Consider the following 13,288-nt stretch of genomic DNA (forward strand, 5'->3'; position numbering starts at 1 on the left):
AGGTTAGAGATATAATTGAGGGTCAAAAATGTCCCAGTTAGTTGTATCGGAAGTGCCGAGTTTCAAATCGAGCGGTGCAGGCGAATAAACCCAGTTCCCGTGATTGTCGGGAACGATAACGCCGCCATGCAGTCGCTTCTTTTTGTTTTCCTCAGAGTGCATATAGTCGTAGAGTGCATTATGCTTATACGGTGCCTCCGGGTCGCTGTTCTCTGTCTTGGTGTCAAAAAGGAATATGTCGCCGTTCTTCATGCGGATTATGTAGTCCACATAGAACAGAGCCTTTTCGCCTTGCGAGTTGGTATAGCCTATTGAATAGTGGGCTTTACCCTGGTCGCCGTTTTTATACCACCACTCAATAGCATTCTTGTTTTCTTCGAGGAATACTTCAAAGTCGTGTTCCGTGAACGATGAGTTGTTGTAACGCATAAATGGCAGAAGTGCGTGGTCTGCCATTTCGGGATGCTCGGTAAATGAGTCTATGGGATAAGCTCGTTCAGCAGGAAGCGACCAGTCGTAGTGCATAAAAGCACGGCGTTTTGCTTTCATCTGACGAATGCGGAGGATTTCTGCATACTTTTGAATTGCCTTGGCAATCACTCGCTCAAACTTCGGGCGGTTATGATGCACATTGTCATTGGAGAGTATAATCTTCATGGCATCATACTCGAATACCTCAAAGAGTTCTTCCATAACATCTTTGAGGCATCCGGCCAATGTCTTGACACTGCGTTGCTCGAAGTCGTTGCCGAGCAGTTTCTTGCAGAACGCGAGGAACATCTGCGTCAGGTCGGCAACATTGAATATATAGGAGGCTTTTGACTCAATGAGCTTCTGTCCGATTTCGCCTGTCATTTCAAGGTCGCGGACAACATCAATGCTGACGTTCTTAACGGCAAAGTTGATGTTGCGCTGAGTCTTAGCGGCCTGTATGTTCTTATAAGTTACGCTTGTAGTATCAACCTCCCAGTCAGTTTCTTCCCCCTCACCGAAAAGCATTTCTTCGGTGAACAGCGAAAGTTGCTGACTGCTTAAATCCCATTCGGTAACGAATGTATCTTTCAATATCCTCTTAAAGTCTGTACCGAGGCGGTTTCGGTCAGACGATAGACGCTCACTGTATTCAGAATCAAGCACTACGTTGTTAATACCTGTGCGACGGAAAGCCACGACATTAGATGAGAGATAGTCCATATCGTCCTTGACGATTTCAACCATCTCTTTCGACAGGTTGGTATAGACGTAGCCTTGATTCAGACGTTGGTCGGTGTAATACTTTTGCTCCGGCATACGGAGAATACGTCCGACAGTCTGTGCCGAAAACTGGAAACTTCCGATTGTGCGGAAGATGAGCAAGACAGCGGCACGGGGGCAGTCCCATCCGAGAGCGATAGCCTGCTTGAAAAGCAGAGCCTCGGTCGGGTCGTTGGGCTGCTCTATTGTATTGAGGTTGTCAGTCTTTTCGCCCGACAACCAAATAGCGAGTTTGCCGTTGGCAACTGTAATGCCGTAGGCTTCGAGCGCAGCCAAGATGTCGTTCTTTACATCGGTATCATCTTTTGTCAACTTGTCGCTATCATCATTGGGTAGCTGAATAAGCAGCAGCGGATTGATATTAACTCCGAGGTCTGCGTATGCCTTGGCAAGTTCCTCGCGTTTCTGTATGCCGAGCCAAAGGAGGTGCTGATTGAGATTGCCGTGTGGGTCGTTGAAGTTAAGTGCCGGATTAAGGATGATGTTTTCCTTAATCATTTCTTCTTCAATGACCTTTTGGCGAGGCACCGTTACGCGCTCCTCCCCGACGGTGTCGGGAGTAGCGGAGATGCGGATTTCAAGTTTTGGGTTGATTTCACGCAGCACTTTCTCAGACTTCTTGGCATTCTTGCCGCCGAACTGGTGCTCCTCGTCGATGATGACAATGATAGGCACACCGCGTTCCTCCTGAGTTATAGCTGTAATATCATAGAGAGATTTTGAGGACTCGCCACCACGCACCAACAGATTGCGGTCTTTGTTGATACTTTCCCAGTTAACGAAAAGAATCTGTCCCGGCTGAATGCCCTCCGACTGTTCGAGGTCGTCGAACATTACAGGCTTCAGTGCGCAAGTCTCGTCAAAATAGTTGGAGAGCTTGAAGTAGCTCTGCTCATGCAGTTTGTTGGGGGCAATCCACATATATGCAGCTTCAATGAATGGTGCATCGGGACGTTCGCGCAGCTCCTCGTCGAGGCGACAGAGCATTTCCGAAGCCATGATTGTTTTGCCGGAGCCTGTGGGCGATTTGAAAACAAGTGTATGGCGGCTACCGTTAAGGCTGAGCAGGTCGATGGACTTGTTTACAAGCTCATCAATGGCTTTCTGCTGATATTTTATCTCTTTCATAGGTTGCCTCCTTCCTGATCGTAACCGTTATTGAAGTCGATAGTACCGTTAGATGTAGTCTCGATTTCTTCCTCAACGATGATTTCTTTCACGAGTTCATCAACTGAGAATTTGGGTTTGCGTTTCGGCAGCACTTTCTTGTATGCGTTATAGATAGCGTCGGGAAGTGCGCAGAGTGTCACATGGTCGCTGACCTCAGCGAAATCTGCCTCGTATGGGTCGGAGCCGTAGCTGAACACATACACCTTGATTTTACCCTCTCCGGGCATCTCCTTTATGATGTTTACGATGAACGGTATAGCCTGTTCATTATAAATCACGAGCATCCGCTTGTCTCCATGCTCAAAATACCGGGCGAAATTTGCGTTGAATTTGCGACCGCCAAACGGAGTTTCTGTATAAAGGTCGTTCTTGATGCAAAGCAAACCTGTGGATGCTTTCACAAGTTCACGCATATTCTTGTTGGTGCGTTCCTGCGGCAACAACTCTGTGCGGTAATAGCGGAGATTATTGTCGGAGAGTCCTGCCACATCCTCGCCCTTGGGCGTGGTGTAACCGTTGATGACGCGCTTGTTACGCTCGTAAGTTACATTCTCGCAAATACCGTTCTCATTGTTGGTACAGAGAATACAGGTACGCTTGCCGCCATCCTCGGCATTGAGCTGCATAGTGGCGTGGAGTGTCGTACCACTGCCAGCGAAGAAGTCGAGAATGGTGGCATTTGGTCTATCGTAGCTATTGGCTAATATCAGTTTCGCCACCAAATTAACTGGTTTGGAATATGAAAATGGCTTATCTCGCTGAAAAATTTCTTTTAAGTTTTCATACGCATCTTCATTCGTTGCGTTACATTCACGTCCATCAATGAAAGAAGGGAAAGCCTTTATTGATTCATTATTGTGGCGAATAACACGGACTTGAAAATTCTTTGTGTTAATAAGAATTTCCGTTCCGTTAGCAATTTCAGCGTCAAGGAAATCTTGTCCCCATACAAAAGGCGCTTCAATTGTGAAATCAGTAATAATTTTACCGTTTAGTACGGTAACGTCATTAAGTAACTTGCTTGCACTTGAACCTTTCCCGTACAATCCAGCCGGATAAGTACCATTAGGTAACTTTGATTTTACTGTATTTGCCTTAAAATAAAGAGGTTTAATTGAGTTTGTCCTTTTAATAATTGGTTGAGATTCTGAGTTACTTGGACGACCACCAAATAAATGAATATCATTTGATTTGCTATAAATAAGGACATACTCGGTAAGGGAAACAAGTTTGTTTGAAAGGAATGAACCTTTTCTTTTCTTAAACCAGCATACATTCCCGACAAACTTGCCTGAGAAAACATCATCGCAAAGCAGTTTCAGTTGAGCCTGTTCATTATCGTCAATAGAGATAAAAATGACTCCATTCTCCGAGAGAAGATTACGAGCAATTTTTAAGCGTTTTGCCATAAAAGAGAGCCACGTACTATGACGGAACTCATTTGCAGCATCTATGTACTTATCGTTATACATGAAATCTTCGTGTCCCGTGTTATACGGCGGATCAATATAGATTACATCGATTTTCCCGGCGTGAGTGTATGAAAGAGCGGTGAGTGCTTCGAGGTTGTCACCCTCAATCAGTATATGATTGGGGACGTCGGGATTGTCGGAGATAATTGCGCGGTCTGTGACTTCGCGCAATACTGGTAACTCGGTTTCGAGACGCTTCTCCACGTCTTCGGGTTTATCCTCCCACACCAAGCCGTATTTCTTCTGCGTATGGAGCAATTCAAGCAACGTGGACTTATCCTCGTTGCTTAAACCATCAAGGGCTTGTATTTTTTGAGCAAGTTCTGTCTTATTCATAAATTAGAATTTGCTCCGTCGCTTGCAAAGAGACGGAGCAAATTCCTTATATCATTGATATTGAGCTACATTTTGGTCTTTGGTAAATGTATTCGCAAAACATCTGATACTTCTTGCAAAACAAAAGCATAGCAATAAGTGAAGATTTTCAGCGTTTTATGACTTAAAAATCATTATTTTGCGTAATTTTGCATTATAATATCCGTCTCTTTGCAAGCGTTGGATAGATTTGCTAAACATTCACGGCTTCACAGCAAATCCAGTATTTTCTTATTGGCTTTATCCACTACAGCGGTATCCAACGATGCGAGATAAATCTGCGTAGTGTTCTCGGAATCATGTCCCATGCCCTCGCTGATGACAGAGATGGGTACATTACGGCTTTTGGCGACGCTTGCCCATGAATGCCGTCCGACATACATTGTCAAGGGTATCGGCAAGTCTAACTGCTTCCCGATTTTCTTCAGCAAATGGTTTACCCGGTGAAGTTCGTTGGCATATTGCTTCCGATAATCCTCGTTTCGTTTGGTGATAATGGGTAGCAGGTACTCTGTTTTGTTTATCGGATATTTGTCAAGAATTTCCTGCATACACTTTTCCCATTTGATAAACAGTTGTTGCCCCGTCTTACGTCTGCGATAGGAAAGTGTGCCATTCTGCAAGTCTTTCTTTCTTAGATAAGCCATATCAATGAACGACATTCCTCTGGTGTAGAAACAGAACAAGAACATATCACGGGCATAATCAAGGTTGGGTTTCAATGACAAGTCAAGTCCTTTAATACGCCTGATGTCATTAAGCGACAAGGCTCGCTTAATGGTTTTCTCTACTCCCGTATAAACGGATTTGAACGGATTCCGTTGTTTGGCCAATCCATCCTCCACCGCACGGTTATAGACCGCTTTCAGAATGCGCATATAAAAGGATATGGTATTGGGCGTATTTCCCCTGCCTTTCAAATAAGCCTCGTACTCAGCAAACAAATCTGCGTTAAGCTGGTCTAACAAGACCTCCTTGTCATTCATAAAGCCGCTGAAACTCCTGAGGGCAGCTGTGTAGGTTTCCGAGGTGCGTATCTTCCCCAAGCGTTTCAGCCTCGCTATTTGCTGGCTGAAGTAAGCGTTAAACAATAGTTCTTGCCTGTTGTCGTGAAAGCGCATGACTATATCATCCGTTACAAATGTGTCGGATTGGGATAACGCATGTATAATCTTATTCAGCCTGTCCTTGTCCCACTTGATGCGTGAACCGATTGAAAGCAGATAGTTGTTCCGCTCCTGTTCAGTAGATAGATGATACAAGACAACCGTTTCGGAATGGCAGTCCCATTCCGAAGCGAAAAGTTTGTACTCAGTGTTTATCTGTCTGACCACACGGTTGTGGATGACCTGATAGTAGAGTGTACCCTCCCTGCCGTTCACGGTAGAGGGACGAAACTTGACCTTTACCGATGCCATATCAATCAGATTTTGATTTGATACTTTCCTGCATCAGACTGTCGGAAGCCGCTTTTAGGGATGTTTCATATCCATTTGCCTGCTTCCGCACCCATTCGATGGCTTTCTCATCTCGGTGGATGTCGAACACCTTGTTCAGCCAAAGTACATCATTGGCATCACATCCGCCCCATGAGCGGATGACACGGAACTTCAACGCATCATCGACATACTGCCTTTTGGATTGCCATTGCGCAACATTGCCCCACAGGGATAAGGCACATACTGCACCCAACCCCACAACGAAAGACAAGACCTTGCTTGACTTGATGTCAAAACTATGCCGATGGATATGTTCCTGCGCTTGTAGCTCTTGTGGTACACCTTGTTCGTGTTGTTCGCTCTGCGACTTCTTAATTGTATCAAGTTGTTGCAGTATTAAGGTGGAAAGCTGTGCGTAAACCTTCCAGTGCTTATCCAACATGCCCTTAATTTCTCCAGATTGAGCCTTTGTCGTTTCCATAACAGCCTCCTTAATTGGAGATAAATCCGGTTTATGATTCTCTATTTGGGGGTGTTGCCCTGCCACGTTGAGCAACTCTTCCAACTTTCCGTTTATGCCTTTTAAGGCGGTCTTGATTTCCTCAAAGAGGATGAATACATTGTTGTCTGCCATAATTACCAATTGATTTTACGTTGTTTCTTCTTTTTCTTATTTCTCAGATATGGGTCGTATGGCTGTTGTTCCTCCGGCATATTGCTTGGAGAGAACAAGCCTAATGAGCCATTGATTAATTCGCCACCGACACTTGAAGTCGGGCTTATCTCTTCCCGATTAGTTTGCGGTTGAGGTTGCATCTGCCGTTCCTCGTAATTGTTACGGCTCAATGCCGCATCAATCTTGGAGTAACTGAATTGCCTGTCCACCTTGGAACCATTGAAACGGTAGCCGTTCATCGTAAAGACGATGCCTTGGATTTCATCCGTCTGTCCCTTGTATTTGAACTGCACATCTACACCTTGTTGTTCCAATCTTTCAAGCAGGATGTTCCAGCCTTTGCATCTGCCGACCTCTGTTTTCAGGATTTGGTACAACTCATATCTTGTCTTATCCGGCTCACGCAGTCGGTCAATCTTCACCTGTTCCTTGCCATTGGCGAAATGCAGCCCGTACTTCTTGGTAAGTTCCTTACAGATACGTTCACTGCGGAATCGGTCGTTCCTGTCGGATATGGTCTTGCCATTATTGTCGATGCGGTTGAACGCGATATGAAGATGCGGATGCTCTTTGTCAAAGTGCCGTCCGATGATGTACTGCGTATCCTTGATATCCATCCGTTCCATATATTCCCGGGCAATCTGTGCCATGACCGCATTGTTCAGCCGTGGTGTATCTTCCTTTGAGAAACTCAATGCGATATGCCCGACAGCCTTTGCCACCTTCGGATTCATCTGTGCCTGACCGATAAATCCTTGTGCTATTGTGTCGTTATTTTCCAGAAACAAGCCATCTGAATCTATGATTTGAGTACCTTTCTCATCGTTCAGTATGTAGTAAACCACACCCTTGAAGTCCGAGCCTTTCATGATTTTTGCTATCATAGGCGTATCCGGTTTACAAGATTGTCTATCTCTATCATCAGTGTGCGGCAAGTAACAAACACGGAGGCATAGCCCTCGGCATTCGCCTTCCGTGCCAGTTGATTCAGATTGTTTGCCATGCCACATAGTTTGCGGATAAGGTCGCCATGCTCTTTCGAGAGCCGTTCCTTCACACCACCCTTTGTAATGCAACCACGAATGAACTCGCTGGCTGAAACGCCTGCCGACTTTGCTTTGGATTTCAACAGATAATAGTCCTCCGTTGCCATCTTCACCGTGATACGGTATTTCAGTTTCTCGGTAGCTCCTTTGACGGGACGACCGCCCTTGTTGGTTCGTGCCCGTCCGTTCTCCTTTACATTGTTCTTTCTTTTTTCGTTGTCCATAAATATTTGTTCTTTAGTTTAATCACTGATTGTAATAATTGTATATAAGATAGACCAACGGGATGTGCCTTCCCTGCGAGGTTTGAAGCGGGGCAAGTGGTTTCGGTCTGCCCGAAACATAAACTTGCCCCTCCAAACTTCGTTACAAGTGATTTAGAGCATCTCTGAAAGATACCCTAAAGACACCCGGTCGGTCTTGTCTTAATTCCTACAATTTACGCCATTGGTCAATGTCATTCTCGTAGGATGCCAGATGCTGACGGGCGAGGTTCTCGATAAGCCCTGACGCACTCATGCCTCTGCCTCCGAGACGACGGACAATCTCGTCCAGCCTGTCACGTACCTCTCCACTGACGAACACGGGCTTGCGGTCGGCAATCTTGGGCACTTGCAGATAGGTGGTGCGGTATTCGTCCAATGACAGCCTGCGCTGTTTGCTGCTGATGCGTCTGGCGATAGTCCGTTCCACTGGATTGTCGTCTGTATCTTCCACACTTATCTCCTGTTCGTGTATGCGAGTGTCCGACACTTCCGCCTGTGTTGCGGACGTGTCCAGTTCCGGCTCATCCAATACCGGAAAGAGATTGCCCGTTTCTGCAACAGGCTCTTGTTCTACTGCGGAAGATACCTCTTCCGATTTGTGTTCGGGCATGGAAGGCATATAGTCTTCCAGCTTGAAGTTCTTGAACGCTTCATCGTTCTCGATGTTTCTGAATTTCTTACTCATTTTCGTTTCTTGTTAAAGTGAATACTTGTTGGTCTGTATGCGCATAGTTGACCGTTTGTCGGGAGCAAAGTAAGAGGCTTTATCGCAGTCAGTCAAGGACTTGGATTCTGTTAGGCAATTTTGTGTAGTTTTGCATTATAGCGGTATGAATAATGGTGCGAACTTCTCCGATTTGCCGGATATGAATCAGAGGGAGGACAAAGATGATTTTAAGAGCGAATTTGAATTAAGCCCTTATTTTATTCTTGGCATTCTTGCAAAAATCCCCAATTAAGGTGCTAACAAAAAAATAGTACCCCGGACAACCTCTGCCATACCGGTGCCACATGCTGCCACTTTTGGAAAATCCATTGTCGGATAACGAATTATCTATTCCTTTGCGGCAAAAGAAACAATAACAGTAAAAAATAATGTATATGGAAATCGTATCAATCGAAAGAAAGACCTTTGAGGCGATGGTCACCAAGTTCGACCGTTTCGTCCACCGTATGGAAGCCATCTGCCAGCGGCACGGCGAAAAGAAAATGAGCGAGTGGATGGACAATCAGGACGTGTGCCGGATGCTGAACATCAGTCCGCGCACGTTGCAGACCCTGCGGGACAACGGCACGCTTGCCTACTCGCAGATAAACCACAAGACGTATTACCGTCCCGAAGATGTGCAGCGTATCGTTTCTGTTGTAGAGGACAGACGGAAAGAAGCGAAGTTCAAGGGACGGACAATATAAACCTGATACAATAGACAAAGTAGAATAACAGTACCCACTAAATCCAAAGTAATATGAACGAATTGATTAACAAAGACAACGAGTGGATAATCCACTTCATGGGCAGCCTTGACCGTCTGCTGGACAACTACGAGCGTCTGACCGCCAACTACCGCCCGACATTGGGCGGAGAGCGTTTCTTTACAGACAAGGAGGTATCGGCACGATTGAAGGTAAGCAGAAGGACGCTTCAAGACTACCGCAACGAAGGGCGTATAGCCTATATCCAGTTGGGCGGTAAAATCCTCTACCGTGAATCCGACATCGAACGGATGCTGAATGACGGCTACCGCTCCGCCTACCGACAGAGGGCTACTTGATTGGCTATCTGATTTTCTTGAAGGAGTGCAGTTTGCCGTCTGCCCTATAATTTGCGGCAGCAATGGACTTACAGCAAAAAGAAAAAGGGACGGTTTACGGGTGAAGCATTCAAATTCCGCTTCACTTGTAAACCGTCCCTAATTTTTCATCAGATTTCCCGTCAGTCGCTTGTTTCCGTTGCCGGATGCCTTTCGAGCGTATGGTTGGCAGAGGCAAGGTTTTCGGGCTGAATACGCTCCGCAGGAGGAAGATTCTGCCCGAAACGGCTTTGCCGCCCGACCTTGCCGCTGCCATCAAACCATGCGCTACCTTTGCATCCGTGCATCGGGAACAGGTAGCTGGCGGGATGAACTTCAACTATACCATCGGTTATGGCCTCTGCCACAGGATACAAACAATGTTATTGGATTCCCTTTCTTGATGGCGCTGATTCCATTTATTACAAACCGTCTGAACAATGCACTTTCTTTACTGCATATCCTAAATGCAACGGCTATAACCATTTCAAGGTTATAAACGTCATAACTGATGCCGTCCGATTGCTTGACATACCTCATCGTATTACATTCGTTCAACTCCTTATTCCTATATATCGTATGAATCGCTTTACGGATGTCACAAGAGAATACTCCAAATAAGTCGGCAATCTCAAATTGGGTCATCCATACGGATGCGGTCGGCATAGTGACCATACCCGTTTCACTGATTGTTATAATTCCTCTATCCATAATACACTGAATTGTTGTTGATTAGTTTCTGTTATTTGTCTTTTCGCCGGTAGATTGTTTCTTCCGGCGTTCCATCAGCTTGTCCATATCTTTTGAGATTTTATCATCGGTTATACGTGCATAGCCCTGTGTCGTTCGGATATTGGAATGTCCCATCATCTTGGCGATACTCTCTATCGGTATATCCGCTGAAATCAGGAACGTTCCGAAACTGTGACGACTTTGATGGTAGGACAAGTTATCCTCTTTCCCGATGATTACGCCCAACTCATGAATTTCAAACCACAGGGCATCACGGTTGGGAAGCGGAAACACGGGCTGTTCGTCATTGGTCGTGTTGTACAGCGACAATATCTGTTCCGCTATGGGATGCAGGGGAATGAACGCCTCCACCTTTGTCTTCTTGCGGTTGATACGAATATACCGCCTGCCCTCTGCGTTCATCCCGATGTGGTGTGGATGCAACAACTGTATATCCACATACGCCAATCCCGTCAGGCAGGAAAATATAAAAGCCCGTCTCGCCAATTCCAGCCTCTTGTCATACATCGGGGTGGAAAGTATCTTCTTGAACTCATCGCGGCTGATATACTTGTGTCTTGCCTCCGGTTTGGTTTCATATTCCAACTCCTCGCAGGGATTCACTCGGATGATTTCTTTATCGACAGCCAAGTATAACAGACGGTTCAGCCACCGCAGGCAATGATTGGTTTGGGATGCCCCGAAGTTCTTGCATTTTTTCAGATATGCCTTGTAGGACTTTCCGAAGTCCTCTGTAATATCTTCAAAATTGATGTCCTTTTTACCCGATGACACAATATAATCAGTCAGATACTTCTGGTAATACATTGAACTTCGGTAAGAAGAGGTTGAGTCTATTTCCTCGGAGTGCTTCTTCAGCCGCTCCCGTTCCCATTCTCCCATTTGTAGAAGGGTAGTTGGATGAATGTTGTTTTGGGTGATGTGGTTCTTCAACATCTCCGCACTGACCACGCCTTGCGATTTCAGTATTTCCTCATATGCTTCTGAAATGAGCCGGACATATTCCTGTAAGCGGTTGTTTTCCCTTGCGGACTTTATCTCGTTCTTCTTACCGTTCCAATCTTCGGGGCGGCAATAGATACCTGTGCTTATGGCCGTTTGCTTTCCGTCAATGGTTATGCGGCAGAGAACGGCAGTCGTACCGTCAGCCTTTACCTTGCTGCGGTTGATATAGGGCAATAGTGAAAATGTACTTCGCATATCGTTTGCTGTATTAAAGGGTAAGTTTGAAATCCTCGGTCGCTTTGATGAACTTGTCCATGTCCTCAAAGAGTTTTTTCGGACTGACACGGGCGTACACCTGAGTGGTGGAAATGTCGGAATGCCCCAACATTCGGCTGATGGTCTCAATCGGCACACCTGCTTCAAGCGTAATCAGCGAGGCAAAACTATGGCGCGCCTGATGGTAGCACAAGTCATCCTTGATGCCAGCTAATGCCGCCAACGCTTTCATGTGCCGTTTCATGTTCGGATGGTAAATTATCGGGAAGAGTGTGTCCCGTGTTTCGTCTCTGTATTTCTCAAGTATGGCTAACGCTTCGGGAAGGAGTTTCACACTTGCCCTATGCTCGTTCTTCTTCCTGCGATATTTCAGCCACAATGCCCCGCTATCGTCCGTGTACAAATTCTCGTCTGTGATGGAAACTACATCGGCATATGAAACACCCGTATAACAGGCGAACAGGAATAAGTCACGTGCCAATATGTGAGTCTTTCGATACGAAGGTATTTCCACATCACGGATTTTCTCAAACGATTCCCGGCTTAATGCCCGTGGGGCTCTTTCCGATTGTTTGGGCAGGGCGAAATGCTGGAAATGACATTTCTCGGAATATCCGTTCTTGTAAGCAAGACGGCAAATCTTCTTCAGTATGGCAAGGTAATGGCGAACGGTATCTATCGCGTATCCCTTTTCTTCAGTGACAAATGCCTGATAATCGTGGATGAACTGTTCCGTCAGTTGACCGAAAGCCAAATCCTTGACCTTGTACTGATGCTTTATGAACTCTCCGAGTGCCAGCCGCATATAGTGATAGCCGGGATAAGTCCCTTTGGCACGGTCTATGCCGATACGCGACTTGAGGCCATCACAGACGGCATCGGTCATTTTCATGAGGGTCATCTGCGTTTCCATGCTGCCTTGAAAAAGGTCTTTCACATCGGTGGCATCAAAATCAATCTTGCGCTCCACAAGATTGTCGAATGCCATGTTTACCGCCAACAGCAACTTGTCAATCTTGGCATTGGTCTCCACCGCCTCGCGGCTCTTGCCGTTCAGACGGCTTTCACGGGGATTCCACAATTCGGGAGTGCAGGACAGCTTGCATCCGAACTGCGCCATCGTACGGTTTACCGTAATTCTTCCCATTATCGGAGCCTTGCCCGACTTGTCCAGTCCGCTCTTTTTGAGGTAGAGCAACACCTTGAATTTTTCTACTTTCATACGCTTATATTTTTTAGTGCAAAGTTACTTGCCATATAAGCGTTCCTTGATGTGCAAAATACTGTGTATGAGTGCAAACAAAACGGTGAGGATTTCTTTTCGTTGCTTTCCGTTACCTGTTCCCGTTCCGGTAACTGCCCGGCTAACGGTTTGGTAACTGAACAACCTCAATATTCCGCTGTCACTTGCTTTTTCTCCACTTGGCAAAATACTGAAACCATGCTCATTTCAAACGATTTACGTTTAATCTTCACCTGTCTGCTTTTCCTTGCGTAGCCTATCACTTTCCATGTTGCCCGGCATACCCATGCTACCATGATGCTTACATTGGGGGCTGACTTGTACACAGTTAGCAAATTGTTAGGACATAAAAATATTGCCACAACTCAAATTTATGCGAAGATTGTCGATCAGAAAAAAGAAGAAGCTATAAGTTTGATACCGAATTTGACGGACTGATTTAAAAAGAAAGTATGGTTATATCACAGTTACCGTACTTTCTTTCTTTTTTTGTCTTTGTTTAGCCGGAAAAATATATCTTTGTTTCTACTATGTAGCTAACACTTGAAAAGGGACCCGGAACAACATTTAAAAAGTGCCCCAC

Annotated in this window: 14 protein-coding genes and 1 pseudogene; 3 read left to right on the forward strand and 12 right to left on the reverse strand. The window is 45.7% G+C overall.

Annotated features, from left to right (window positions below):
• Positions 1-3: 3 nt before the first annotated feature.
• The 7 genes from DW039_RS19040 to DW039_RS19070 all read right to left on the reverse strand — a co-directional run bounded on the left by DW039_RS19040 (position 4) and on the right by DW039_RS19070 (position 8,383).
• On the reverse strand, positions 4-2,382 hold the full coding sequence (locus DW039_RS19040) for a DEAD/DEAH box helicase (RefSeq protein ID WP_120382242.1): 2,379 nt from the start codon (positions 2,380-2,382) through the stop codon (positions 4-6).
• Entirely contained in the window at positions 2,379-4,232 is a 1,854-nt protein-coding gene (locus DW039_RS19045; RefSeq protein ID WP_120175644.1) for a site-specific DNA-methyltransferase, read from the reverse strand. Before DW039_RS19045 ends, DW039_RS19040 begins: the two co-directional genes overlap by 4 nt.
• A 248-nt stretch (positions 4,233-4,480) precedes the next feature.
• The gene (locus DW039_RS19050) at positions 4,481-5,689 is read right to left on the reverse strand and encodes a site-specific integrase (RefSeq protein ID WP_120382243.1); all 1,209 of its coding nucleotides are present in this window, start codon (positions 5,687-5,689) and stop codon (positions 4,481-4,483) included.
• A gap of 1 nt (position 5,690) precedes the next feature.
• Positions 5,691-6,344, reverse strand: a complete 654-nt coding sequence (locus DW039_RS19055; RefSeq protein ID WP_120382244.1) for a hypothetical protein — start codon at positions 6,342-6,344, stop codon at positions 5,691-5,693.
• A 2-nt stretch (positions 6,345-6,346) separates the two neighbouring features.
• Positions 6,347-7,270, reverse strand: coding sequence for a relaxase/mobilization nuclease domain-containing protein (locus DW039_RS19060; protein ID WP_118696447.1), 924 nt, complete (start codon positions 7,268-7,270; stop codon positions 6,347-6,349).
• Positions 7,267-7,656, reverse strand: a complete 390-nt coding sequence (gene mobC / locus DW039_RS19065) for a plasmid mobilization relaxosome protein MobC (RefSeq protein WP_118696446.1) — start codon at positions 7,654-7,656, stop codon at positions 7,267-7,269. Before mobC ends, DW039_RS19060 begins: the two co-directional genes overlap by 4 nt.
• Before the next feature lie 208 nt (positions 7,657-7,864).
• Positions 7,865-8,383 (reverse strand): DUF3408 domain-containing protein, encoded by a 519-nt coding sequence (locus tag DW039_RS19070; protein ID WP_120382245.1) that lies wholly within the window; start codon positions 8,381-8,383, stop codon positions 7,865-7,867.
• Positions 8,384-8,799: 416 nt separating this feature from the next.
• On the opposite strand from DW039_RS19070, the gene DW039_RS19075 reads away from it, so the two are divergent.
• Together DW039_RS19075 and DW039_RS19080 are read left to right on the forward strand one after the other, a co-directional pair.
• Positions 8,800-9,111: a helix-turn-helix domain-containing protein gene (locus DW039_RS19075; RefSeq protein WP_120382251.1), complete on the forward strand. Its 312-nt coding sequence runs from the start codon at positions 8,800-8,802 to the stop codon at positions 9,109-9,111.
• Positions 9,112-9,164: 53 nt separating this feature from the next.
• Entirely contained in the window at positions 9,165-9,470 is a 306-nt protein-coding gene (locus DW039_RS19080; RefSeq protein ID WP_120382246.1) for a helix-turn-helix domain-containing protein, read from the forward strand.
• A 161-nt stretch (positions 9,471-9,631) separates the two neighbouring features.
• Here the strand turns inward: DW039_RS19080 and DW039_RS21010 are convergent, their stop codons facing one another.
• From DW039_RS21010 to DW039_RS21375, 5 genes are all read right to left on the reverse strand, one after another.
• Complete coding sequence (locus tag DW039_RS21010; RefSeq protein WP_165853122.1) at positions 9,632-9,856, reverse strand: hypothetical protein; 225 nt, start codon at positions 9,854-9,856, stop codon at positions 9,632-9,634.
• Positions 9,825-10,199: a hypothetical protein gene (locus tag DW039_RS19090; protein WP_120382248.1), complete on the reverse strand. Its 375-nt coding sequence runs from the start codon at positions 10,197-10,199 to the stop codon at positions 9,825-9,827. Before DW039_RS19090 ends, DW039_RS21010 begins: the two co-directional genes overlap by 32 nt.
• A 21-nt stretch (positions 10,200-10,220) precedes the next feature.
• Entirely contained in the window at positions 10,221-11,441 is a 1,221-nt protein-coding gene (locus DW039_RS19095; RefSeq protein WP_120382249.1) for a site-specific integrase, read from the reverse strand.
• A gap of 13 nt (positions 11,442-11,454) precedes the next feature.
• Positions 11,455-12,684 (reverse strand): site-specific integrase, encoded by a 1,230-nt coding sequence (locus DW039_RS19100; protein ID WP_120382250.1) that lies wholly within the window; start codon positions 12,682-12,684, stop codon positions 11,455-11,457.
• 167 nt (positions 12,685-12,851) lie between these two features.
• A complete protein-coding gene (locus tag DW039_RS21375) occupies positions 12,852-13,031 on the reverse strand; it encodes a hypothetical protein (protein WP_243635051.1) in 180 nt (59 codons plus the stop codon).
• On the opposite strand from DW039_RS21375, the pseudogene DW039_RS21380 reads away from it, so the two are divergent.
• Positions 12,964-13,143: pseudogene (locus DW039_RS21380) on the forward strand (tyrosine-type recombinase/integrase); the annotation flags it as partial. The gene DW039_RS21375 and the pseudogene DW039_RS21380 overlap by 68 nt on opposite strands.
• Positions 13,144-13,288: the final 145 nt, after the last annotated feature.

The sequence above is a fragment of the Bacteroides sp. AF39-16AC genome (assembly GCF_003602735.1).
Taxonomy (GTDB): domain Bacteria; phylum Bacteroidota; class Bacteroidia; order Bacteroidales; family Bacteroidaceae; genus Bacteroides; species Bacteroides uniformis.